This window comes from Bacillus sp. SD127 (assembly GCF_058566445.1).
This window is the reverse complement of the sequence record NZ_CP191226.1, coordinates 3,154,071-3,174,266: the sequence shown is the minus strand read 5'-3', so window position 1 is coordinate 3,174,266 and position 20,196 is coordinate 3,154,071. Positions and strand designations below refer to the sequence as shown.

Sequence of the window (20,196 nt, the reverse complement as noted above, 5' to 3'; positions counted from 1 at the left end):
AAATAGACATGAGTAAATAATCATTATGTTGAAATTTCATGTTTTTTCAGGTTAAATCCTCCCGCGACCAGAAAAAACCCTGTCGAATAAATCAGTTCCATTGACCTGCATGTTTTTCTATGAGATCAATGGATATTATCGTGATATTTTTTCCATGCATGCTGAAAAAAGTATTCTGATCAATATGGTTTACAGAAAATTCTAATATAAAATGTACTTCTTAACAGCATATAGAGAGAAGGAAACGAGATGAACATTCGTCAAGCTTTACCAGCAGATGCGGCAGCTATAGCACCGCTGTTTAATCAGTATCGGGAATTTTATAAGCAGGAGTCGGATCTGGAAGGAGCGGAGGCTTTTTTGAAAGCACGCCTGGAAAAGGAAGAGTCTGTTATTTTTATCGCAGAAGAAAATGGGGAATTCATTGGTTTTACACAGCTTTATCCAGGCCTTTTCTTCCGTGGCTATGAAAAGAATCTACATATTAAATGATTTATTCGCCGCTTCTTCTGTACGAAAAAAGGGAGTTGGCCGGCGGCTGCTTTCCGCTGCAAAGGATTATGCCGCGGAAAACGGAGCGAAATGTTTAAAGCTGCAGACGGAACATCACAACCGGGCGGCAAGAAGTTTATATGAGCAAAACGGCTATGAAGAGGAAACCGCATTTGTGCATTACAGCCTTAATGTGCCGGAGAAATGAAAATAGAGGCCTCATGATTTGGTTTTTTGGCCGATGTTCGGTTACGATAAAAATGAAAAGGAGTGTGCCGAATGTCAACGTTATTTCAAGCATTGCTGGCAGAAAAAAATGCAGATGATGTTTCAGTCAATATCAAAACCATATCAACAGAGGATTTGCCGAAAGACGGCGTGCTGATTAAAACAGCATATTCAGGCATCAACTACAAAGACGGCTTGGCCGGAAAAGCGGGCGGCAATATTGTCAGAGAATATCCGCTTATTTTAGGCATTGATGCTGCAGGTACGGTTGTCTCTTCAAATGATCCGCGTTTTGCCGAAGGGGATGAAGTCATTGCGACAAGCTATGAGCTTGGTGTCTCACGTCATGGCGGATTAAGCGAATATGTTTCAGTGCCTGGCGACTGGCTGGTGCCTTTGCCAAAGAACCTTTCGCTGCAGGAAGCGATGGCGTACGGAACGGCGGGGTTTACAGCGGCGTTATCTGTGCATCGTCTTGAACAGAACGGACTCTCTCCTGAAAAAGGGAGCGTGCTTGTCACCGGAGCAACCGGCGGTGTCGGCGGAATTGCAATAACGATGCTCAGCAAACGCGGCTACAACGTGGTCGCAAGCACAGGAAACCGGGAGGCGGCTGACTATTTGAAGCAGCTCGGTGCTAATGAAGTAATCAGCAGGGAAGATGTCTATGACGGTAAACGTAAGGCGCTGTCCAAGCAGCAATGGCAAGGAGCTGTCGATCCTGTCGGCGGTAAGCAGCTTGCCTCGCTTTTAAGCAAAATCCAATACGGCGGATCTGTCGCGGTGAGCGGTCTAACGGGCGGGGGAGAGGTTCCTGCAACGGTGTATCCGTTTATTCTTCGCGGAGTCAGCCTGCTGGGGATAGACTCAGTCTATTGTCCAATGGATATTAGAGCGGCGGTTTGGGAGCGCATGGCCTCCGATCTTAAGCCGGAACAGCTTCTGACAATCATAGACAAGGAAGTCTCATTAACAGAAGCACCTGATGCGCTAAAAGATATCTTGCAAAATCACATTCAAGGAAGAGTCCTTGTAAAACTGTAAAATTGAAGTTTCAGCTTGCAGAAAACACGATGCTTTTTCTGCAAGCTTTTTTGTTTGATTCTAGAATATGCAAGTGCATCTCATAGCAACAGAGAAACGATACTTCGATGTGAAACTTTCTATACTGATTTTCAATAATAATAGTGATAATGATTATCATTCCGTGTTATACTATCTTTTGGACATCTTAATTGAGAAACTACATACAGGAGAGACTGGAATGTTATGAAAAAAACACTGATTATTCTTACAGTTTTACTTCTTTCTGTTTTGACAGCGGCTTGTTCTTCTTCAGCCGGCCATCAAAACAGTGAAGAAAATAAAGCAGCGGTAACACATGATTTAGGGAAAACGAACGTGCCTGAGCATCCGAAGCGGGTCGTTGTGCTTGAGCTTGGCTTTATCGACACTTTGCTTGATCTCGGCATTACGCCTGTTGGAGTGGCGGATGACAATAAAGCAAAGCAGCTGATCAACAAGGATGTACTGAAAAAAATTGACGGCTACACCTCTGTCGGCACACGGTCACAGCCAAGCATGGAAAAAATCGCTTCGCTAAAACCGGATTTGATTATTGCAGACACGACCCGTCATAAGAAGATATATGATCAGCTGAAAAACATCGCGCCGACGATCGCGCTTAATAATTTAAATGCTGATTATCAGGATACAATTGACGCTTCTCTTACCATTGCCAAAGCAGTCGGCAAAGAGAAGGAAATGGAGAAAAAGCTGACAGCGCATGAAGAAAAAGTAAATGAAACAAAGAGAAAGATCAGTGCGAACAGTCAATCTGTGCTTTTGATTGGAAATACAAATGATACGATTATGGCCAGAGATGAAAATTTCTTCACATCGAGACTTTTAACACAAGTCGGCTATCAATATGCGATCAGCACGTCCGATAACAAAAAAACCGGTAATGGCGGCGACTCTGTGAACATGAAAATGACACTTGAGCAGCTGCTGAAAACAGACCCGGATGTAATCATACTGATGACAGGAAAAACAGACGACATTGACGCGGACGGCAAACGCCCGATCGAAAAAAATGTTCTGTGGAAGAAGCTGAAGGCAGTGAAAAACGGGCATGTGTACCATGTTGACCGTCAGGTATGGTCTCTGCGCCGCAGTGTGGACGGAGCGAATGCGATTTTAGATGAGCTTCAAAATGATATGGCAGCAGAAAATAAATAAAAACAGACAGGCAAACGCCTGTCTTTTCTTATTGAATAAAACCGGATAAGTGGCTATTGATGTTATAATCTTTAATTTTCCATTTTTCTTCTGCAAATTCAATGTTACTGAGGCAGGCATTGACAAGGCGCGTATTTTGAAGCTCGGCATCACCGCCGGAAATCTCTGTCAGCAGTGCGTGAATCGCTGCGCCGTGCGCGACAATCAGTACCTTTTGATTTGGATATGCGTGGTTTACTTTCACCAATCCGCCCATCAGCCTGTCCGTGAGCTCTTTTAGCGTTTCCATGTTTGGGTAGTTCTTGTCCGGATAGCGCTTTGTCCGTTCTTCAAGCGGCATGCCCTCCGCGTCCCCGTAATCACGCTCCTTAAAGTCATCCATCTCGACGATAGGAAGATTGAGGTATTCATTAATAATGTCCGCGGTTCTTCTGGCTCTTTTCAGCGGGCTGGTGACAATGATATCCCAAGAGAAATCTTTTAAGTATTCTCCGGTTTCTTTTGCTTGGCGTTCGCCTGTCGCGTTCAGCGGGATATCTGTTTTCCCTTGGCATTTTTGCTGCAGGTTCCAATCGGTTTCTCCGTGTCTTACTAAGCAAACGGCTGTCATAAAATCCCCTTCCTGACTTTGATCTTATCGCTATTATACTAAATCAGAGGCATGCATCCTATGAAAAAGCCTATGCCAAAACCTCAAATAATAAAGCCAAGCCGATTCCGCCGCCGATTCCGATGGCGGCGACAGCATATTGACAGCCTGTCCGTCTCTGCGCTTCATAAAACAATCTGGTGACCAGTGCCGCCCCGGAAGCGCCGTAAGGATGGCCGAGAGCTAACGCGCCGCCCCGCACATTGATCTTCGTATAGGGAATGCAAAGTTCTTGTGAGCAGACACATATTTTAACGGCAAAGGCTTCGTTGATTTCGTATAAACCGATATCGTCACTTGTCAACGCGTTTGCAGCTAAAAGCTTTTTGATCGCTTCAATCGGCGCAGCGGACGGATAGTTGGGATGAATGCCGCTAACGGCGCTTCCGATAAAGCGCAGCACAGGTTTATAGCCGAGGGATGCAGCTTTTTTCTCTTCCATGACAAGGAGTGCAGCCGCTCCATCTGAAATGCCGCTGCTATTGGCGGCTGTAACCGTTCCGGAGCTGGTGTCAAACACCGGCTTTGCACGAGAAATGATCGATTCCATCGGCCGTCTTTTCAGAAAAGCTTCGTCTGTTTCCAACTCCCCGAGAGGAACAATCTCTTCACGGTACAATCCTTCGGTATGAGCACTCCAGCTGCGTTGATAGCTGAGAAGTGTGTATTCGTCCTGCATGTTTCTTGGGATGGCATAGCGTGCTGCTGTATATTCGGCCGCCATGCCCATATCGGGATCACCAACAGTGTCCGGCGAAAAGCGGGCTCTTTCTGAAAAAGGCGACCGGCTGCTGCTTTCTGCGCCGCCTGCGATATAAATGTTTCCGGCACCCGCTTTGATAAGATTGCATGCGGAACGCACTGCTTCAAGCCCGGAGCCGCATTGTCTGTCAATCGTCATGCCGGGAACAGATAAAGGAAGTTCAGCTTGAAGTGCTGACAGCCGGGCGAGGTTGCCGCCTCTGCCAGTGGCGTTTCCCAAAATCACCTCGTCAATTTGATCCTCTAACTTTCGGCCGAGACAGCTGATGAGAGGAGCGGCCAAATCCTCCGGCAGAAACTGTTTCAGCAGTCCGTTTTCTTTTCCGAAAATCGTTCGTTTTGCATCTGCAATAACCGCGTTCAATTCACCATACCCCGCAGCCATTTTTTTACGCTGGAACGGGCAATTTTGCCGCTGCTTGTTTCCGGCATACTGTCTGTAAATACCCATTTTTTCGGGATTTTGTAGGATGCCAGTTTCTGCTTGCACCAGGCTTTCAGCTTTTTGACGTCTGTATTCCCGCAAATGACGGCCGCGGCGATTTCTCCCCAATACTCGTCCGGAATGCCCGCCACAGCTGCTTTTTCAACCTCTGGGCAGGAGAGAAGCACACGCTCAACTTCTTCAGGGAATATATTTAATCCGCCATATACGATCATTCCGTTTTCCCGTCCTGCAATGTACAGAAATCCCTCTTCATCAACATATCCCATGTCATCTACTGTCATCCATTCCGATTGATCTGGTGTGCGGCTGTTTACATAGCCTGAGAACTTCATCGGGCTTTTGACGAATATTTTCCCGATTTCCCTAGGCTGACAGAGGTCCCCGGCGGCGCTGCGAATCTCAATGCGGACATTATGAAAAGGGCGGCCCGCTGAATGAGGTTTTCGTTTGCTGTCTTCCGGTGAGAGATACGCCACAAAACTAAGCTCAGATGTGCCGTAAAAATCGTACAGCTTCAAATGAGGCCATTTGGCTGCGAGCTTCTCCTTGGATGCTGCCGGCCAGTCCGCTCCCGATGAAATGATTGTAACGGAGCTGTCAGGAAAAGTGTGAATGTTGGCGAGGGCATCTGTCATTGTCGGTACGGTATAGAGTACGCTGATGGATTTCTGTGTTAGCCACTCCTTCGTTTGAGCGGGAATGAATTTTTTAAGCAAACAAACGGTACCCCCGAGATACAGAGTGCTGACAGCACCGTATAAAAAGTGAGAGGACAGTAATGTTCCCGGAATCAGAACTTTGTCATTTGAAGAGACCAAAAAATCAGTTTTTGTACAATGAAAGCTTTCAATCCAAGAGCGATGAGAGCGCGTAAATGCTTTCGGCTTGCCTGTTGAGCCTGATGTAAAGCCCATATAAAAGGGAAGCTCCGGATCAACGGCTGGGGCCGGGGCAGCGGATGCCTCTGCGATATGCGCCATACAGTCTTCCAGCCAAACTACGGGTGTCAGACAATCTGTCAGTTTGTTTTTAAAAAGAGATGAAGCCACCACAAAATCAGCACCGCTTAATGCCAGCCGCTCACCGCATTCAGCCGCACTCCAGCGTGTATCAATAGGAACCGCCGTACATCCGGCCGCGGCAGCTCCGGCAAACAGCTGTAAAAATGCAAGGCTGTTTGGGAGCAGGATGGCTACACGTTTTGGAACGTTTGGCTGCGCCCGCAGCCAATTGGCAGTTTGGGTGACGAGCCGGTTCCAATCCCGATATGTAATATGTTCAGATTCAGTCTGGATCGCAATCCGGCCTGGATTTTTATTGGCAAAAGATAGATATGTATGTGTAATGGTCACAGAATGTCAGCCTCCTTTTGTATACATCGTATCAGAAAGAGACAAGGCTTGGGTGATCTTAATGGCAAGCAGCGCAGATGCTGCCGCTTTTAATAAATCGCCGGGCACAAATGAAAGACTTATAAAACCGGCCTGTAACAGATCAATATGCATGATAAAAGCTTGTACAGGAATGCCAAGCAGGTAAATAAAGGCGATGCCGAATACAATATGAATGAAAAAGAGACGGAACACTGTCACCTTACGCAGTCTGTGAACAGCTAGGCTGATCAGCCACGAGGCGAACGGATAAGCAATCAGAAAACCCGCACTCGGTCCGAAAAAAACGCCAAACCCGCCGCGGCCGCCGGGCAATAGCGGCGCTCCAAAGGCGACGAGCAGCAAAAAGACAAGCTGGCTTAAAAAAGCGGCTTTGGGTCTGAGAATGCTGCCGGCCAGCATGACACCGAGCGTCTGCAGTGTAATGGGAACAGGTGTAAAGGATAAGAAAAGAGGGGGGATAAAACCAAGCACTGCCATCAGTGCAGTAAAGATTGCAATGTGCATCATGTCTAGTAATTTCATATGAAATCCTCCAGCTAACGAATAAAATATGGTTATAAAATAAATGCAGACAGCTTTTATGTCAACTTAATTTTAATTAGGGTTTACAAATGGGCGCAAAAAAACCGGCCCTGCGGCCGGCCGGTTTTTGATGATTATTCTTCTGTAAGAATGACAAGCGAATCAACAGAAGCAGCCACATGAGAAACGGCGCGGCTGACCTCCTGGAGCCCTCCGAGAAAGGCCTGCAGATCGACGTCAATTTTTCCTGATTGTTCTTTGCTGACTTTCATGCTGTGAACAATTTCATCGAATAAACGGTTAATTTGTGTCATTTTTTCTTTGCTTTCGCTGACAAGCCCGTTCACGTCTTTGATATGCTTCGACACGATGTTGATTTGTGTATTGGTGTTGTTCACAAGCTCGGACACTGTAGAAACGGTTTTTTTAGTATCTTCAGACAGCTTTCGCACCTCATTTGCCACAACGGCAAAGCCTTTGCCGTGTTCGCCTGCACGGGCTGATTCAATAGATGCGTTTAGCGACAGAAGATTCGTTTGTTCGGCGATGCCTGTGACGATGCCGAAGATTTTTTCAATTTGCTGTGCGATTTCATCCAGCTTGACCATTTCTTTTTCGATTTGGACGAGGCTTGTATCGATCTGGTTCATCTGTTTTTGCTGGATTTCAAGCTCTTTTTTCCCGCCGATCGACTTTTCTTCAACGGTGCTGGATGTCACTGTGCCGGCTTTGGATGCTTCGGAAATGCCTTCAGATTTGTCAACAAGCTCTTGAACGGATCGGCTCGTTTCTGAAAACAAATTTGCGATCGACCCGGAGGTTTCTTGGATTCTCTGATGCAGAAGGTTTTTCCTTTCTTCTTGTTCATCGCGGGTTTGGTTGTACTCATCCTGAAACGCTTCAAGGACAAGCTGCTGTTCTAAGTTCAAGATTTTAGTTGTTGCTTTGATTGCTTTCAGCAGTTCCTGGTGATCTGTAATTGATTTTTCATAAATGTCAATCATTGATAGAAGCAATTCCTGAAACGCCCCCATGTACCATTTTGGCAGAAGGCCGATTCGTAAATGGATAGAAGCAATTTTATTTCGTTTTTCAATAAATTCATCATCAATGACACCGGCAAACATTTCTTGAATATGCCGTTTTAACGTTTGTTTTAAGCGGTCAACTGAGCTGTGGTCGTTAATGATATCCATTAATGAGCTTTCATGATCGAGATTTTTATAGAAAGCGTCAACAATGTAAACAATGTTTTCTTGGATTAAGGGCTGTAGCTCCTGCAGCACGTGCAGCTCTGGATCTCCCAGTCTGACCATTTTGAGCTGTTTTTTCACATCTGAGAACTTGTTTGTGAGCTGAATGCGGTTTTTTTGCTGGTCGTTTGAATCTGAAAAATAAGCCGTTTCTTTTTTTCTATCTTTTTTAAATAACAATACAGTGATCCCCCTTGGGAAAATATAATTTTATCTTTTGGCTTTTTAAGCCTTTTTCTTTTTTATCGGTCAAGGGAAGCACGAATGAAGACGGCAGATAGAAAATATTTATAAAAAAACCGTTCAGTTATATGAACGGTTTAATTAAGGTCAATTTGTTTTAGTGGTTTGATGGCCGGTCCTTCGACTACCTCGCCAGTTGGTTTAAAGCGTGATCCGTGGCACGGACAATCCCATGTGTGCTCTCCATCGTTCCATTCCACTTCACAGCCTAAATGGGTGCAGGTTGTATCAACAAGATGCAGGCAGCCCGTTTCATCTCTGAATGCCCCCGCGCGTCTGCCGTTAATGGTGACGGCTTTTCCTTCACCTGGCGCGATCTCTTCAAAATCGACGTTCGGTTTTTCAAGCTTCCCTTTAATGAAATGCTTAGCCACATCTGCATTGTAAGAAATCACCTTTTGCAAGCCGGGATTCAGATGGAAACGAGACGGTGTAAAAATGCTCTCATATGGATTGTCTTTTTTCTCCACAAGGTCTGACAAAAGCTGAGCTGCGACAGCTGCTGATGTCATGCCCCATTTTTTGAAGCCGGTCGCAACGAGAATATTGTCTTCGTTTTCAGACATAGGCCCGATGAATGGGATTTTATCGATTGTCACGAGATCCTGTGTGGACCAGTAATAGGGAATGCTTTCGATTCCAATTGTGCTTTCTGCCAATTGTCTCAGCGTTTCGTAATGGGTCGACATGTCTTTGCCTTGGCCTGTTTTATGGCTTACTCCGCTGAAGAGAATCAGCTTTTCTCCGTTCACAATGGTGTAGCGAAGCGCAACTGACGGCTGGTCTATACTTACATACATGCCCTCAGGATAGTCGATCTTCGGCTTGACGGCGAGGACATAGGATCTATCAGAATACATTCTTGCTGCATATAATCCGCCCCCGTCATAAAAAGGGAAATGGGAGCAGCATACGATAAATCGGCTTTTAATGGCGTGCCGGCTTTTTGTAACAACTTCAGGCATTTCTCCTTTTTTAATATCAAGCGCAACAGTCTCTTCATAAATCCGTCCGCCCTTTTGCACGATCTGATCAAGGAGCCCGGTTAAAAAGTGAAGCGGGTGAAATTGGGCCTGATTCTTCATCACGAGCGCCAGCTTAGAGCCGACGGGAAGCGGAAGATCTTTTATGAGATCCCTTTCAATCCCGAGTTTTGTGTATGCCTCATGCTCAGTGCGGATTTTTTGTACAGCATCTTCACTTGTTGTGTAAAGGTAAGCGTCTTGTTCGGCCCATTCGCAATCGATCTGAAGTTCATCAACAATTCCTTTTATATAATCAATTGCATTCTGGTTCGCTTCATAATAAAGCCTTGCGTGGTTCAGTCCGAAATTGCGGATAAATTCATCATAAATCATGTCGTGCTGCGCTGTAATTTTTGCCGTTGTGTGGGCCGTTGTGCCATTGAGAACCTGATTCGCTTCAATCAGAATGACACGGAAGCCTCTTTTGGACAGCTCATAGGCCGTCGTGATTCCTGTAATGCCTCCTCCAATAATGGTGACATCACATTCCGTATCTTCTTGCAGCGCCGGAAAAGAAGGCAAGTCCGCCGATGTTTTCCAATATGTTTCGGGAGCTTCTTTTGAAAAAGGTTGATTAGCCAAACCATTGTACCTCCAATATCATTTATTCTTAATTTTTCCATTTTCTATCTTTTCATACATAGGAAGCAGGCTTTGTTCATACCATAATAGGGTTGAAAAGGAGTGATTGCATTGGCGAATGAGAAAAAGAAAACATTGCCGCCGCAGCATCAGGACCAGCAGCCGGGATTCGAATATCTGATGGATCCCCGTCCGGTATTTGATAAGCCGAAGAAGGCAAAAAAACTAGCGGGCAAAACGGCCATTATTACAGGAGGAGACAGCGGGATCGGACGCGCTGTATCGGTGTTATTCGCAAAAGAAGGGGCGAATGTGGTCATTGTGTATTTTAATGAACATCAGGACGCCGAAGAAACAAAGGAGTATGTAGAGAAAGAAGGGGTGAAGTGCCTGCTGATTGCAGGAGATGTCGGAGATGAAGCCTTTTGTAATGAAGTTGTAAGACAGGCCAGCCAGGCTTTTCCAACCATAGATATTTTGGTTAATAATGCCGCTGAGCAGCATGTGCAGCCGAGCATTGAAAAAATCACTAGCCACCAGCTGATCAGAACCTTCCAGACGAACATTTTCTCTATGTTTTATTTAACGAAGGCTGTGCTGCCTCATTTGAAAAAAGGAAGCAGTATTATCAATACAGCATCGATCACCGCGTACAAAGGCAATAAAACACTGATCGATTATTCAGCGACGAAAGGAGCCATTGTCACTTTTACAAGATCCCTTTCCCAATCGCTTGTCCAGCAAGGCATTCGTGTCAATGCGGTTGCGCCGGGGCCAATCTGGACACCGCTCATTCCGGCCAGCTTTGCTGCAAAAGATGTGGAAGTGTTTGGTTCGGATGTGCCGATGGAACGGCCGGGCCAGCCGGTGGAAGTGGCGCCGAGCTATTTATATCTTGCCAGCGATGATTCCACTTACGTCACCGGCCAGACAATTCATGTCAACGGGGGAACGATTGTAAATGGGTAATTAAAAAAGCCAATCCTTAAGGATTGGCTTATTCGCTCTGTTTGAGCGCTGCATATTCTTTAGAGAGCGTAAGAAACGCATCTTTATCTTTTTTGTCCAAGGCTTTGTTGATTTGGTCAGTCAGCATGGTCAACCGACGCTTAAACAAGGATTCATCGAGCACCATTTGAATGTAAATATCCATCATTGTTACATCAAATTCTTTTGTTTTTTGCGTGTTGCGGGACTTCATGAGCTCAGTGTACGACTTTTTCTCTTTCATAAAGAATCCCCCCAATGCCTTTTTTATAGTATATGGATAACGGTCGAAAAAATCAATAAATTTTTATAATCTTTAGACAACTAATACTAGGCAATCTATCGACATATCCTGCGAAATGCTGTGATCTGAGATCATGCAGTAAAATAAAATCGGGTTATTACTAGTAAAATAGAACTAAAAAATATAAATAAAAGATGATTTTAGTTCATTTGTTAAAAAATCCTGTCGTTTTATAAACACAGATGATAGATTATTAGTATAAATTTTGCAGAAAAAGGATGGAGGCCATAACATGAGTCAGAAAACTGACGCACCATTAGAATCATATGAAGTAAACAGCGCAACAATTGCCGTTTTGCCAGAAGAAATCGACGGCAAAATCTGTTCGAAAATCATTGAAAAAGACTGTATGTTTTACGTCAGCATGAAGCCGCTGCAAATTGTCGACCGAAGCTGCCGATTTTTCGGATCAAGCTACGCGGGAAGAAAAGCGGGAACTTATGAAGTGACAAAAATTTCTCACAAACCGCCAATCATGGTGGACCCTTCGAACCAAATCTTTTTATTCCCTACACTTTCTTCGACTAGACCCCAATGCGGCTGGATTTCCCATGTGCATGTAAAAGAATTCAAACCGACTGAATTCGACGATACGGAAGTGACGTTTTCAAACGGAAAAACGATGGAACTGCCGGTCTCCTGCAATTCGTTCGAGAATCAGGTATACCGGACAGCCTGGCTCAGAACCAAATTTCAGGACAGAATCGAACACCGTGTCCCGAAACGGCAGGAATTTATGCTGTATCCGAAGGAAGAGCGGACGAAGATGATTTATGATTTTATTTTGCGTGAGCTTGGGAGCGGTATTAGAAGGATAAAAGTGAATTTGAGAGTGCTTTGCAATGTTGATGCAACATAAACTTTTTAAGGGAAATTTAGCTAAGGCATTCCAGAAATAAAAAAGTGTTGGTGAAATAAAAGAGCTCAATACGTTAAAATGTATTGAGCTCTTTATTAAATGATCAATTGTTAAAGGGAAATTGAGTCACTTCCGCAGGTGTACCAAGTTCCATTTGCTGCTTGCGCCCATCCATAAATTCTTGTTCCAGTACCCAATTTTCTTTTTACTTCATCAAGGGATAAAGTGATAGACGTTGTATCTCCGGCTCTTTTAGTTGCTAAGATATTGCTTTTCGTGCTGTCAGGTTGGCCGCCATCAGTTGTCCAAGCTACCATATTATAGTATTTGGATGTGAACGGGTTTGATAGTCCATTGATTGATAAGGTAACCTGATTGTTGCTAGCCGTTACGGTTGTATAAGCAGCACTCATCGGTTTAATTGAGGATGCTTTTTGTGCTGGTGTGTGGTTTTCAGCTGCAAAAACATTTGTGCCTCCTGTCACTAGTAGTCCGACAGCTAATGCTCCTGAAAGGATTTTTTTATTCATTGTTATTCCTCCTTTTTTTAATACATAGTTAAATTACTTCAATTAATTGGAAAATCCTTTTTGTTAGCAAGAAGTTAACAAAATTTACAAATTTCAAACGTGATTAATATGTAACCTCAAATTGTAGAGTCTGGATATCGATATTAAAAAGGAGCACTCCAGTAAAATAAGGAGAGCCCCTTCTAACGCTAGGCCGTCGGAATTCCGCCGGTGATGCCGTATATTTGAGATGTCACATAGCTTGAATTCTCTGAAGCTAAGAATACATAAACATCTGCCAGTTCCACCGGCTGTCCCGCGCGGTTTAATGGTGACGGCGGCGTCCCTTTGCCGAATTTCGGAATGTTTTCAGTTGGCTGTCCGCCGGAAATTTGCAGCGGAGTCCAGATTGGTCCTGGCGCAACAGAGTTCACTCTGATGCCTTTGGGCGCCAGCTGTTTTCCGAGCGCAACGGTAAAGCCGATAATGGCGTTTTTCGTCGCCGCGTAATCTAACAGCATTGGGCTTGGGTTGTAGCCTTCAACTGAAGTTGTGGTAATAATAGACGCACCCTCCGGCAAATACGGAAGCGCCGCTTTAACAACCCAATATAGCGAGAAGACGTTCACTTCAAACGTTTTATAGATTTGTTCAGTAGGAAGGTCTTCGATGTTTTGCACTGCTTGCTGTTTACCGGCAACGAGCGCTAACACATCCAGCCCGCCGAGTTCGTTATGCGCTTGTTTGACTAAATCGTGACAAAACGATTCGTCACTCAGATCACCTGGAATCAGGACTGCCTTGCGTCCTTCTGCTTCAATCAGTTCTTTTACTTCTTCTGCATCAGGCTGTTCCGCGGGCAAGTAGTTAATTGCCACATCGGCGCCTTCCCGCGCATAAGCGATGGCGGCAGCGCGGCCAATACCGGAATCACCGCCGGTGACAAGAGCTTTTCGGCCATTTAGTTTGCCAGCTCCTTTATAGCTTTTTTCTCCGCAGTCCGGAATCGGCTTCATTTTTTGCTGCAAGCCGGGCGGTTCTTGGTATTGTTCAGGAAATTCATCGTGAAAAAATGCTGTTAAAGGATTGTTTCGTTTTGTATCAGACATCATCAACGCTCCTTTTTGTGTGGTGTACATTCGTATGTGTACCCTTGAGCAAAGTGAGAAAAACATGTTTTGGCAGTTTGCATCTCTGCAAGACAAAGAAAGTAAAAAAAACTGCCGCTCCTTCCATATTTATCTTGTGAAATATGACGAATTGAATTATGATAAAATCGCTATAAAACAACTAAATATTGGGTATGGGGGAGTATATTGTCATGAAAAAAGCCGCGGCGCTTTTGCTGTCACTCGGTCTCGTTTTCGGTTTTTCATACGGAGCTGACCATGTGGCGGAAGCCAAAACGAAGGTAAAGACGTATAAGAACTGCAAGGAATTAAACAAAGTGTACAAAGGCGGGGTAGCCCGTACGTCCAAGGTGAAAAATAAAGGCGGAAAAACGAAGTACAAGCCTTACGTGTCTAAGGCGCTTTATGATGCCAATAAAAAGAGCGACCGTGATAAAGATTTTATCGCCTGCGAACGCTAAACAAAAAAGCAATCTGTTGTCCAGATTGCTTTTTTCTTGTTTAAGCGGCTTGATCAGCAGCTGTGCTTTTCGTTTTTCTTGTCACGAGACTTACCGCTATCATGACCGTAACATTCAGCAGCAAAGCGACAATGCCGACGTTTAAGTCTTTCGCCGCTTGCGGCAGCGCCGGAAATAAAGTGCCGATTGTTGTTTCCGTAACCGTAATATAAGAAACCGCTCCGACTCCCGTTATAATGCCGGCAAAGGCTCCTTGTTTGGTCACGATCTTATGCTTGAATAGGCTGAACAGCAGGGCCGGAAATAGCTGTGTGACGAGGCTGTATCCCATAAGGAGAAGCGTAACGATTGTGTTCCCGCCTTTGAATGTAAAGTACACAGCAATCAGCGCAATCACAGGCACTAAACATTTAGCTAATAATGACACCTGCTGTTCCGTCGTGCGGGGAGCAAACACTTGATAAACATTTTTTGCAAACAAAGTGGAGGCCGACATTAAAATCATGGAACCCGGCACAAGCGCTGTCAGCAGTCCGGCTGCACCGATGATTCCGACAAACCAAGGATCAAAGGTTTGAAGAGACAGTCTCAAAAGTGATAGATCCGCGTCTGCGCCTTTCAGACCGGGAACTTGCAGGATAGCCGCAAAGCCGACGAAAAGGACGAATAGAAGGACCAGCTGGTATAAAGGCATAATAATGGCGTTTTTTCGAAAGACTTTTGGGTTTTCTGCTGAATAGGAAGCGGAAAACGTATGGGGCCACATGTAAAAGCCCAGCGCCGTCAGCAGCACGGTTGAACTGAACCATGCAGCACTTTGCCCTGTTTCGGGCAGGGTAATAAAACCGGGATTTGCGTTTTCAATCTGCTGAAACATGTCTTGAAATCCGCCGTAGTAATGAATCGGCAGATATATGCCTAAGAATAAAACGACGGCCAAAATCATGATGTCTTTGACAACGGATATCCAGGCGGACCCGTGGATGCCGGATACCATAACGTAAACTGTGATTGAAATGACGCCGATCCAAATGGCAGCAGTAGGAGAAATTTTTCCGTAAGACGTTTCCGATACAATCAATCCAAGCCCTTTCAGCTGCAGCACAAGATAAGGAATAAGCGCGGCAATGCCGACAAGTGAGACGAGCACACCAAGCAGCGGACTGTTGTACTTTTTGATGAAAAAATCGGACTGCGACATCAGCTTATGCTGTTTCGCATAGGACCATACCGCCGGCAGGAGCCAATAAGAAAGAATATAGGCCAGACAGCCGTAGGCGATGATGTAAAAGGCAGGCCCGCCTTTTCCGTAAGCCCAGCCGCTTCCGCCGAGAAACGTAAACGTCGTATAAATCTCTCCTGCCATCAATAGGAAAACAAAGACAGTACCGAAGCCGCGGCCTCCAACCGTCCACTGCTCAAGGTCCATGTCTTTTCCTTTTTGGGCGCGTACGCCGAGAAACATGCTGAATAGCAGGACACCGAAAATGATGATGAGAGCTGCGTTCATTCTGCTTCCTCCCTTTTATTTTCTTTGTCGAGGACATACACGATCGCCATCAGGACAGAGGTCAGCAAAGCCCACATGACGACATAGGCGAGAATGAATGGCATGCCAAACAGATAGGGTGTCACTTTGTTTGCAAAAGGGATGCCAAGCAAAAGTCCGATGAAGGGCAAAGCGGCAAGAATGTGAATCAGTTTCATAAAATCCTCCTTTGATCAAAAGTTGGGCGGTGCGTGTCATGCGCGGGCTGCAAATCATGTCGCTAATCTGGCGGCACATGTCATTTTTTGGGGAGTGAAAGGCTGTGGTACGAATTATAAATAAATTTATTTTGTTTGTATAGTGTGAATTGTCTGAAATTTATTCTTGAGGAGCTAGAAGGGGGGACGGGCGCAAGGAGGGGAATACAGAATGATTCGAAAGACTCATGGCGAGTCCGGCGCAAATAAATAGTATGTTAACAAACTGCTTACTTGCTCCCGGATTCGCGGGTTAAAATAGCGGTGTTTTTCTTCGTAGCCATCGATGACAAATAAATAAAGCGTAAAGGCTTCATCACGCTCAGCCTCGTGGATGGCGATTTTTCTTTTCCTCAGCTCTTTTCTGACCTCAATCAGATCCTTTTGTGCTATTTTTAATGATTCGTTGATAAGTTGTATATAAGGGTGTTTCAATTTTAATGAGCTTTTCTCAATTCCGCCGAGATCGCGGTTTAAAATGGTAATGACCATAGGCAAAAAGAGAGCCCGCTCTATCAATTCATATCCTTCCGGCTGCAAATGCGGCATGGTAACTCCTTCTTTCTTAAGGGAACGTTTGTTCTTGTTATATTCTATATCGGCTGGTGAAATGTTTCAAGACAGAAAAAATCACCAAAACTTTTTAGTTTTTCGCCGAGAATGTGTAGAATAAGAATAGACAAACCCGGTGAGGAGTATAAACGTTGGAGCAATTTTTATACTATTTGACAGAGGATCGTTTAACTGAATTATTTCAAAGCTATAGGGCTTTCGGTCCGCTTATTGCTGTGCTGCTGCCTTTAATTGAAGCATTTCTTCCGTTTTTGCCGCTTATCGTTTTTGTGGTGGCGAATACAAATTCGTTTGGATTGTGGGAAGGCTTCATCCTGTCATGGGCCGGATCAACAGCGGGGTCCATTCTCGTGTTTTTCATTGTCCGTCATTATGGACAAAGAAGAGCTCTTGGATTCATCCGCAGGCATCCGTCTGTCAGAAAGCTTATGTTATGGGTGGAAAGACACGGTTTTGGCCCGATGTTTCTGCTGCTTTGTTTTCCATTTACACCGTCTGCCGCGGTGAATGTGGTCGCCGGTTTGTCAAGGATCGGGACGCGGCCGTTTGTTTTGGCGGCAGCCTCGGGAAAGCTCGTCATGATTTTTATGATCAGCTTCATCGGATATGATCTTCACGCGCTGATCACACAGCCGATTCGCACGGTTATTGCCGTTCTGGTGATTGCTGTCTTATGGTATGTCGGCAAAAGGGTGGAACGGCATCTGCATGTGAGAGCCAGCCAGCGTGAGCATGATGGAGGGAGACAGTAACATGAAAAAACGGTTTTGGTTTCTTGCCGGTGTCGTGTCCGTAGTTCTCGCCATTCAAGTCAAAAATGCCGTCTTTATTGATTACAAAGTAGAAGGCATCAGCATGAACCCGACTTTTCAGGAAGGGAACGAACTGTTGGTCAATAAATTTTCACATCGATTCAAAACCATCCATCGTTTTGATATTGTTTTGTTTAAAGGCCCTGATCAAAAAGTGCTGATAAAGCGAGTCATTGGATTGCCCGGTGAATCGATCAAATATAATGACGATCAGCTGTATGTGAACGGAAAACAGGTGGCTGAACCATTTTTGAAACCATTGAAATCTGTATCTGCCGGAAGCCATGTAACGGGAGATTTTTCACTGAAAGAAACGACAGGGAAAAAGACGTTATCGAAGGGGCAATATTTTGTAATCGGAGATAATCGCATATATAGCTTTGACAGCCGGCATTTCGGTCCGATCAGGGAAAAAGACATTGTCGGAGTCATTTCGGATTAGGAACTGTACACTGAGAAAAAGGCGCCATTTGAAAGGCGTCTTTTTTGTGCTGGTTGGAAAAATATGTTGCGAGATCATTTGTCACCCGATATAATTATTTTTGTTACGTGTGTAACAAAATGAAATATTCATTAACACTTATTTCTTTTTTTCTTAGGCTTTTTGTTTAGTTGCAGATAAAACAAAAGGAGTGATCTCATGATGGATTACAAAACAGTTATTATCGGAGGCGGACCGGTTGGATTGATGCTGGCTTCTGAGCTGGCATTAGCAGGGGTAAAAACATGCGTGCTTGAGCGGCTTGAACAGCCAGTGCCGTATTCGAAGGCGTTGACGCTGCACCCCCGCACGCTTGAGCTTTTTGAAATGAGAGGGCTGCTTGAGCGTTTTGCGTCTCGTGGGAAAAAGATATCTTCCGGCCATTTTTCAATGCTCGATACGCGTCTTGATTTTTCCAGTCTGGATACGAGCTGTCCTTATACGCTATTGCTTCCGCAGACCGAGACTGAACAGCTGCTTGAGGAACGTGCGCGAAGCCTGGGGGCAGAGGTGTTACGGGGGGCAGAGGTGCTAACGGTAACGCAAAACGAAGAGGCAGTGCAAACCATTTTCAAGGATCGGGAAGGCATTGTGCGGACGTTGAGCAGCCTGTTTGCCGTTGGCGCTGACGGAGCAGGGAGCGTCGTTCGGAAACAGGCGGGAATTGCGTTTCCTGGAACAGACAGCACCGTCACCGCAGCTCTTGGTGATGTGAAGCTTCTTTCTCCGCCGCCATCAGGAGTTTTGTCGCTTTGTACGACAGAGGGAGGAGTCATGATTGTTCCGCTTTCTCCTGACCGGTATCGCGTTGTGTTGATCAGCCCTTACCGCACGCAGACGCCGAAAGATGCTCCTGTCACAGAAGAGGAGCTGAAAACAGATCTCATCCGGATATGCGGAACTGATTTTGGCTTAAACGAGCCTACGTGGATGTCCCGATTCGGGAATGCCTCCCGTCAAGCGAAGGAGTATCGGAGCGGCAGACTCTTTCTTGCGGGCGATGCAGCACATATTCATTTTCCTGCTGGCGGCCAAGGGCTGAATGTCGGTCTTCAGGATGCCATGAACCTTGGATGGAAGCTTGCGGCGGCTGTCGGCGGCTCTGCACCTTCATGGCTTTTGGACAGCTATCACGCAGAGCGGCATCCGGTGGCGGAAGATCTTCTTCGGAACACAGAGGCGCAGACGCGGCTGATGGATTTCACGAAGGCCGGTCTCCATTTGCGAAGCATGGTGTCCGATATGCTTGCTTTTCCCGATGTGAATCGCTTTATAGCGGGCCAAATTTCTGCAATCGATGTCGGGTATGAAGCTGACCAAAACATGCCGCCGCATCGGTTGAACGGCAAAAGACTTCCGGATGTGGAACTGCGGCTTCCTGATGGCAGTATGGAACGCCTCTATAACTGCCTGCATAACGGGGCATACGTTTTGCTGTCACTGAAACAAGGAGCTGATAATGACCACATCCCATTTAAAGGCTTGCACACAGTGTGTGCTTCTCTTGCAGAACCGCGTGAAGAGTGGAGAGACGTGCATACTGTATTGGTTCGGCCTGATGGCCATGCCGCCTGGGCAGTCGATGCCGCCGGGCCAGATACGGCAGAAGTGATTCAATCAGGTATCAGACGCTGGCTCCCGATTGCCAGCCGTGTGTAACACAAATCGATTGTTTCATCTGTAACAAAACGTTATGATATAAGAAACAATTGAATGAAAAAGGTTGGAAAATCCGATGAATACAGACCATACGAAACGCAACATTTTTGAATTATATGCGGAACTCATTCATCAGCAGGAGAAATGGGAGGGGCTCATAAAAGTCTTTTTGGCTGATGAAATGAAGAAGCTGGATCAGGAGCACGGACAAAAATCTCAATTAACGATGACAGAAATTCATGTTCTTTCCTGTGTGGGGGAGCATGAGCCGATCAATGTCACTTCGATTGCCGACAAAATGAATACGACGAAAGCGACGGTGTCACGCATCAGCACAAAATTGCTTGGCGCCGGCTTTCTTCACAGAACACAGCTCAGCGATAATAAGAAGGAGGTCTACTTCCGTTTGACGCCGGCAGGGAAGAAGCTGCACAGCTTGCATCTATACTATCATCAAAAGGTTGAGCAGCGTTTTCTTTCCTTTTTTGACCGATATACAGAGGAAGAGATTCTGTTTGCGGAAAGGCTGTTCCGGGATCTGGCGACGAAATGGTATCCGTCCTCAGAAGAAATGGAAGAGGGGTTTCACAACGTTTTCAAATAAAAAACACGCACTGAGGTGCGTGTTTTTTACGTTTCTTCTTTCTTTTTCAAGATTGTAAGGTAAATCAGATTTCCTCCGGCTAAAATGATAAGCGGCAGTCCAGGGGAGCTGGATGTCACCAAATTATAAATCAGCCAGATTCCTAAACATATTCCATAATATAAGTGCATTGCTTTCTCGGGGTTGTCGCGCAGCAAACTCCCTTTAAAAATCTTTTTCATCATAACGCCCC

General features: G+C 45.4%; 22 protein-coding genes and 2 pseudogenes. 10 read left to right on the top strand and 14 right to left on the bottom strand.

From position 1 onward, the window contains the following. Positions 1-249: 249 nt before the first annotated feature. The 3 genes and pseudogenes from ACQVGS_RS16590 (at position 250) to ACQVGS_RS16580 (ending at position 2,961) form a co-directional block, all read left to right on the top strand. Positions 250-700, top strand: a pseudogene (locus ACQVGS_RS16590) (GNAT family N-acetyltransferase). A gap of 71 nt (positions 701-771) precedes the next feature. Next, positions 772-1,764, top strand: coding sequence for an NADPH:quinone oxidoreductase family protein (locus tag ACQVGS_RS16585; RefSeq protein WP_151174887.1), 993 nt, complete (start codon positions 772-774; stop codon positions 1,762-1,764). A 225-nt stretch (positions 1,765-1,989) separates the two neighbouring features. After that, complete coding sequence (locus ACQVGS_RS16580) at positions 1,990-2,961, top strand: ABC transporter substrate-binding protein (RefSeq protein ID WP_151174888.1); 972 nt, start codon at positions 1,990-1,992, stop codon at positions 2,959-2,961. 28 nt (positions 2,962-2,989) lie between these two features. Here ACQVGS_RS16580 and ACQVGS_RS16575 read toward each other — a convergent pair whose 3' ends face one another. The 7 genes and pseudogenes from ACQVGS_RS16575 to ACQVGS_RS16545 all read right to left on the bottom strand — a co-directional run bounded on the left by ACQVGS_RS16575 (position 2,990) and on the right by ACQVGS_RS16545 (position 9,839). Next, the gene (locus ACQVGS_RS16575) at positions 2,990-3,571 is read right to left on the bottom strand and encodes a histidine phosphatase family protein (protein WP_095713691.1); all 582 of its coding nucleotides are present in this window, start codon (positions 3,569-3,571) and stop codon (positions 2,990-2,992) included. A gap of 70 nt (positions 3,572-3,641) precedes the next feature. After that, the gene (locus ACQVGS_RS16570) at positions 3,642-4,736 is read right to left on the bottom strand and encodes an acetyl-CoA C-acyltransferase (protein WP_188323663.1); all 1,095 of its coding nucleotides are present in this window, start codon (positions 4,734-4,736) and stop codon (positions 3,642-3,644) included. Next, positions 4,733-6,172 (bottom strand): acyl-CoA synthetase, encoded by a 1,440-nt coding sequence (locus ACQVGS_RS16565; RefSeq protein ID WP_491830309.1) that lies wholly within the window; start codon positions 6,170-6,172, stop codon positions 4,733-4,735. The genes ACQVGS_RS16570 and ACQVGS_RS16565 overlap by 4 nt, the downstream gene beginning before the upstream one ends. A 6-nt stretch (positions 6,173-6,178) precedes the next feature. After that, positions 6,179-6,736, bottom strand: coding sequence for a biotin transporter BioY (locus tag ACQVGS_RS16560; protein WP_106022380.1), 558 nt, complete (start codon positions 6,734-6,736; stop codon positions 6,179-6,181). 134 nt (positions 6,737-6,870) lie between these two features. Continuing rightward, positions 6,871-7,665, bottom strand: a complete 795-nt coding sequence (locus tag ACQVGS_RS16555; RefSeq protein ID WP_395939726.1) for a methyl-accepting chemotaxis protein — start codon at positions 7,663-7,665, stop codon at positions 6,871-6,873. Positions 7,666-7,674: 9 nt separating this feature from the next. Continuing rightward, positions 7,675-8,052: pseudogene (gene hemAT / locus ACQVGS_RS16550) on the bottom strand (heme-based aerotactic transducer HemAT); the annotation flags it as partial. Positions 8,053-8,309: 257 nt separating this feature from the next. Next, entirely contained in the window at positions 8,310-9,839 is a 1,530-nt protein-coding gene (locus tag ACQVGS_RS16545) for an FAD-dependent oxidoreductase (protein ID WP_106022378.1), read from the bottom strand. Positions 9,840-9,950: 111 nt separating this feature from the next. Between ACQVGS_RS16545 and ACQVGS_RS16540 the strand changes: the two genes are divergently transcribed. Beyond that, positions 9,951-10,808, top strand: coding sequence for an SDR family oxidoreductase (locus ACQVGS_RS16540; protein ID WP_059293097.1), 858 nt, complete (start codon positions 9,951-9,953; stop codon positions 10,806-10,808). Between the two features lie 28 nt (positions 10,809-10,836). On the opposite strand, the gene ACQVGS_RS16535 is transcribed toward ACQVGS_RS16540, so the two are convergent. Then, on the bottom strand, positions 10,837-11,070 hold the full coding sequence (locus ACQVGS_RS16535; RefSeq protein ID WP_106020598.1) for an IDEAL domain-containing protein: 234 nt from the start codon (positions 11,068-11,070) through the stop codon (positions 10,837-10,839). Between the two features lie 292 nt (positions 11,071-11,362). On the opposite strand from ACQVGS_RS16535, the gene comK reads away from it, so the two are divergent. Next, entirely contained in the window at positions 11,363-11,989 is a 627-nt protein-coding gene (gene comK / locus ACQVGS_RS16530; RefSeq protein ID WP_491830308.1) for a competence transcription factor ComK, read from the top strand. A 110-nt stretch (positions 11,990-12,099) separates the two neighbouring features. Here the strand turns inward: comK and ACQVGS_RS16525 are convergent, their stop codons facing one another. Then, positions 12,100-12,519 (bottom strand): hypothetical protein, encoded by a 420-nt coding sequence (locus ACQVGS_RS16525; RefSeq protein ID WP_095713685.1) that lies wholly within the window; start codon positions 12,517-12,519, stop codon positions 12,100-12,102. 188 nt (positions 12,520-12,707) lie between these two features. Continuing rightward, positions 12,708-13,607: an SDR family oxidoreductase gene (locus tag ACQVGS_RS16520; protein ID WP_106020596.1), complete on the bottom strand. Its 900-nt coding sequence runs from the start codon at positions 13,605-13,607 to the stop codon at positions 12,708-12,710. A gap of 212 nt (positions 13,608-13,819) precedes the next feature. Here ACQVGS_RS16520 and ACQVGS_RS16515 point away from each other — a divergent pair, with 212 nt between their 5' ends. Then, positions 13,820-14,089 (top strand): excalibur calcium-binding domain-containing protein, encoded by a 270-nt coding sequence (locus ACQVGS_RS16515; RefSeq protein WP_010333640.1) that lies wholly within the window; start codon positions 13,820-13,822, stop codon positions 14,087-14,089. Between the two features lie 40 nt (positions 14,090-14,129). On the opposite strand, the gene ACQVGS_RS16510 is transcribed toward ACQVGS_RS16515, so the two are convergent. The 3 genes from ACQVGS_RS16510 to ACQVGS_RS16500 all read right to left on the bottom strand — a co-directional run bounded on the left by ACQVGS_RS16510 (position 14,130) and on the right by ACQVGS_RS16500 (position 16,384). After that, on the bottom strand, positions 14,130-15,599 hold the full coding sequence (locus ACQVGS_RS16510) for a sodium:solute symporter family protein (RefSeq protein WP_024120821.1): 1,470 nt from the start codon (positions 15,597-15,599) through the stop codon (positions 14,130-14,132). Next, positions 15,596-15,796 carry a DUF3311 domain-containing protein gene (locus ACQVGS_RS16505; RefSeq protein WP_010333642.1) on the bottom strand — a complete coding sequence of 67 codons (201 nt, stop codon included), beginning with the start codon at positions 15,794-15,796 and terminating at the stop codon, positions 15,596-15,598. Before ACQVGS_RS16505 ends, ACQVGS_RS16510 begins: the two co-directional genes overlap by 4 nt. Before the next feature lie 225 nt (positions 15,797-16,021). Further along, positions 16,022-16,384 (bottom strand): YhjD family protein, encoded by a 363-nt coding sequence (locus tag ACQVGS_RS16500; RefSeq protein WP_095713683.1) that lies wholly within the window; start codon positions 16,382-16,384, stop codon positions 16,022-16,024. A gap of 155 nt (positions 16,385-16,539) precedes the next feature. Between ACQVGS_RS16500 and ACQVGS_RS16495 the strand changes: the two genes are divergently transcribed. The 4 genes from ACQVGS_RS16495 to ACQVGS_RS16480 all read left to right on the top strand — a co-directional run bounded on the left by ACQVGS_RS16495 (position 16,540) and on the right by ACQVGS_RS16480 (position 19,964). Further along, the gene (locus ACQVGS_RS16495) at positions 16,540-17,160 is read left to right on the top strand and encodes a TVP38/TMEM64 family protein (protein WP_106020595.1); all 621 of its coding nucleotides are present in this window, start codon (positions 16,540-16,542) and stop codon (positions 17,158-17,160) included. A 1-nt stretch (position 17,161) separates the two neighbouring features. Then, entirely contained in the window at positions 17,162-17,662 is a 501-nt protein-coding gene (gene lepB, locus ACQVGS_RS16490) for a signal peptidase I (RefSeq protein WP_024120824.1), read from the top strand. Between the two features lie 198 nt (positions 17,663-17,860). Next, positions 17,861-19,360 (top strand): monooxygenase, encoded by a 1,500-nt coding sequence (locus ACQVGS_RS16485; protein WP_188323665.1) that lies wholly within the window; start codon positions 17,861-17,863, stop codon positions 19,358-19,360. 76 nt (positions 19,361-19,436) lie between these two features. Beyond that, on the top strand, positions 19,437-19,964 hold the full coding sequence (locus ACQVGS_RS16480) for a MarR family transcriptional regulator (RefSeq protein ID WP_151174900.1): 528 nt from the start codon (positions 19,437-19,439) through the stop codon (positions 19,962-19,964). A 26-nt stretch (positions 19,965-19,990) separates the two neighbouring features. On the opposite strand, the gene ACQVGS_RS16475 is transcribed toward ACQVGS_RS16480, so the two are convergent. After that, positions 19,991-20,188 carry a hypothetical protein gene (locus tag ACQVGS_RS16475; protein WP_032731040.1) on the bottom strand — a complete coding sequence of 66 codons (198 nt, stop codon included), beginning with the start codon at positions 20,186-20,188 and terminating at the stop codon, positions 19,991-19,993. Positions 20,189-20,196: the final 8 nt, after the last annotated feature.

What these genes read in the sequence shown, in the direction of transcription:
- ACQVGS_RS16585 (WP_151174887.1), top strand. Translation starts at nt 772, where the DNA reads ATGTCAACGTTATTTCAAGCATTGCTGGCAGAAAAAAATGCAGATGAT.
- ACQVGS_RS16580 (WP_151174888.1), top strand. Translation starts at nt 1,990, where the DNA reads ATGAAAAAAACACTGATTATTCTTACAGTTTTACTTCTTTCTGTTTTG.
- ACQVGS_RS16575 (WP_095713691.1), bottom strand. Translation starts at nt 3,571, where the DNA reads ATGACAGCCGTTTGCTTAGTAAGACACGGAGAAACCGATTGGAACCTG.
- ACQVGS_RS16560 (WP_106022380.1), bottom strand. Translation starts at nt 6,736, where the DNA reads ATGAAATTACTAGACATGATGCACATTGCAATCTTTACTGCACTGATG.
- ACQVGS_RS16535 (WP_106020598.1), bottom strand. Translation starts at nt 11,070, where the DNA reads ATGAAAGAGAAAAAGTCGTACACTGAGCTCATGAAGTCCCGCAACACG.
- comK (WP_491830308.1), top strand. Translation starts at nt 11,363, where the DNA reads ATGAGTCAGAAAACTGACGCACCATTAGAATCATATGAAGTAAACAGC.
- ACQVGS_RS16525 (WP_095713685.1), bottom strand. Translation starts at nt 12,519, where the DNA reads ATGAATAAAAAAATCCTTTCAGGAGCATTAGCTGTCGGACTACTAGTG.
- ACQVGS_RS16520 (WP_106020596.1), bottom strand. Translation starts at nt 13,607, where the DNA reads ATGTCTGATACAAAACGAAACAATCCTTTAACAGCATTTTTTCACGAT.
- ACQVGS_RS16515 (WP_010333640.1), top strand. Translation starts at nt 13,820, where the DNA reads ATGAAAAAAGCCGCGGCGCTTTTGCTGTCACTCGGTCTCGTTTTCGGT.
- ACQVGS_RS16510 (WP_024120821.1), bottom strand. Translation starts at nt 15,599, where the DNA reads ATGAACGCAGCTCTCATCATCATTTTCGGTGTCCTGCTATTCAGCATG.
- ACQVGS_RS16505 (WP_010333642.1), bottom strand. Translation starts at nt 15,796, where the DNA reads ATGAAACTGATTCACATTCTTGCCGCTTTGCCCTTCATCGGACTTTTG.
- ACQVGS_RS16500 (WP_095713683.1), bottom strand. Translation starts at nt 16,384, where the DNA reads ATGCCGCATTTGCAGCCGGAAGGATATGAATTGATAGAGCGGGCTCTC.
- lepB (WP_024120824.1), top strand. Translation starts at nt 17,162, where the DNA reads ATGAAAAAACGGTTTTGGTTTCTTGCCGGTGTCGTGTCCGTAGTTCTC.
- ACQVGS_RS16485 (WP_188323665.1), top strand. Translation starts at nt 17,861, where the DNA reads ATGATGGATTACAAAACAGTTATTATCGGAGGCGGACCGGTTGGATTG.
- ACQVGS_RS16480 (WP_151174900.1), top strand. Translation starts at nt 19,437, where the DNA reads ATGAATACAGACCATACGAAACGCAACATTTTTGAATTATATGCGGAA.
- ACQVGS_RS16475 (WP_032731040.1), bottom strand. Translation starts at nt 20,188, where the DNA reads ATGATGAAAAAGATTTTTAAAGGGAGTTTGCTGCGCGACAACCCCGAG.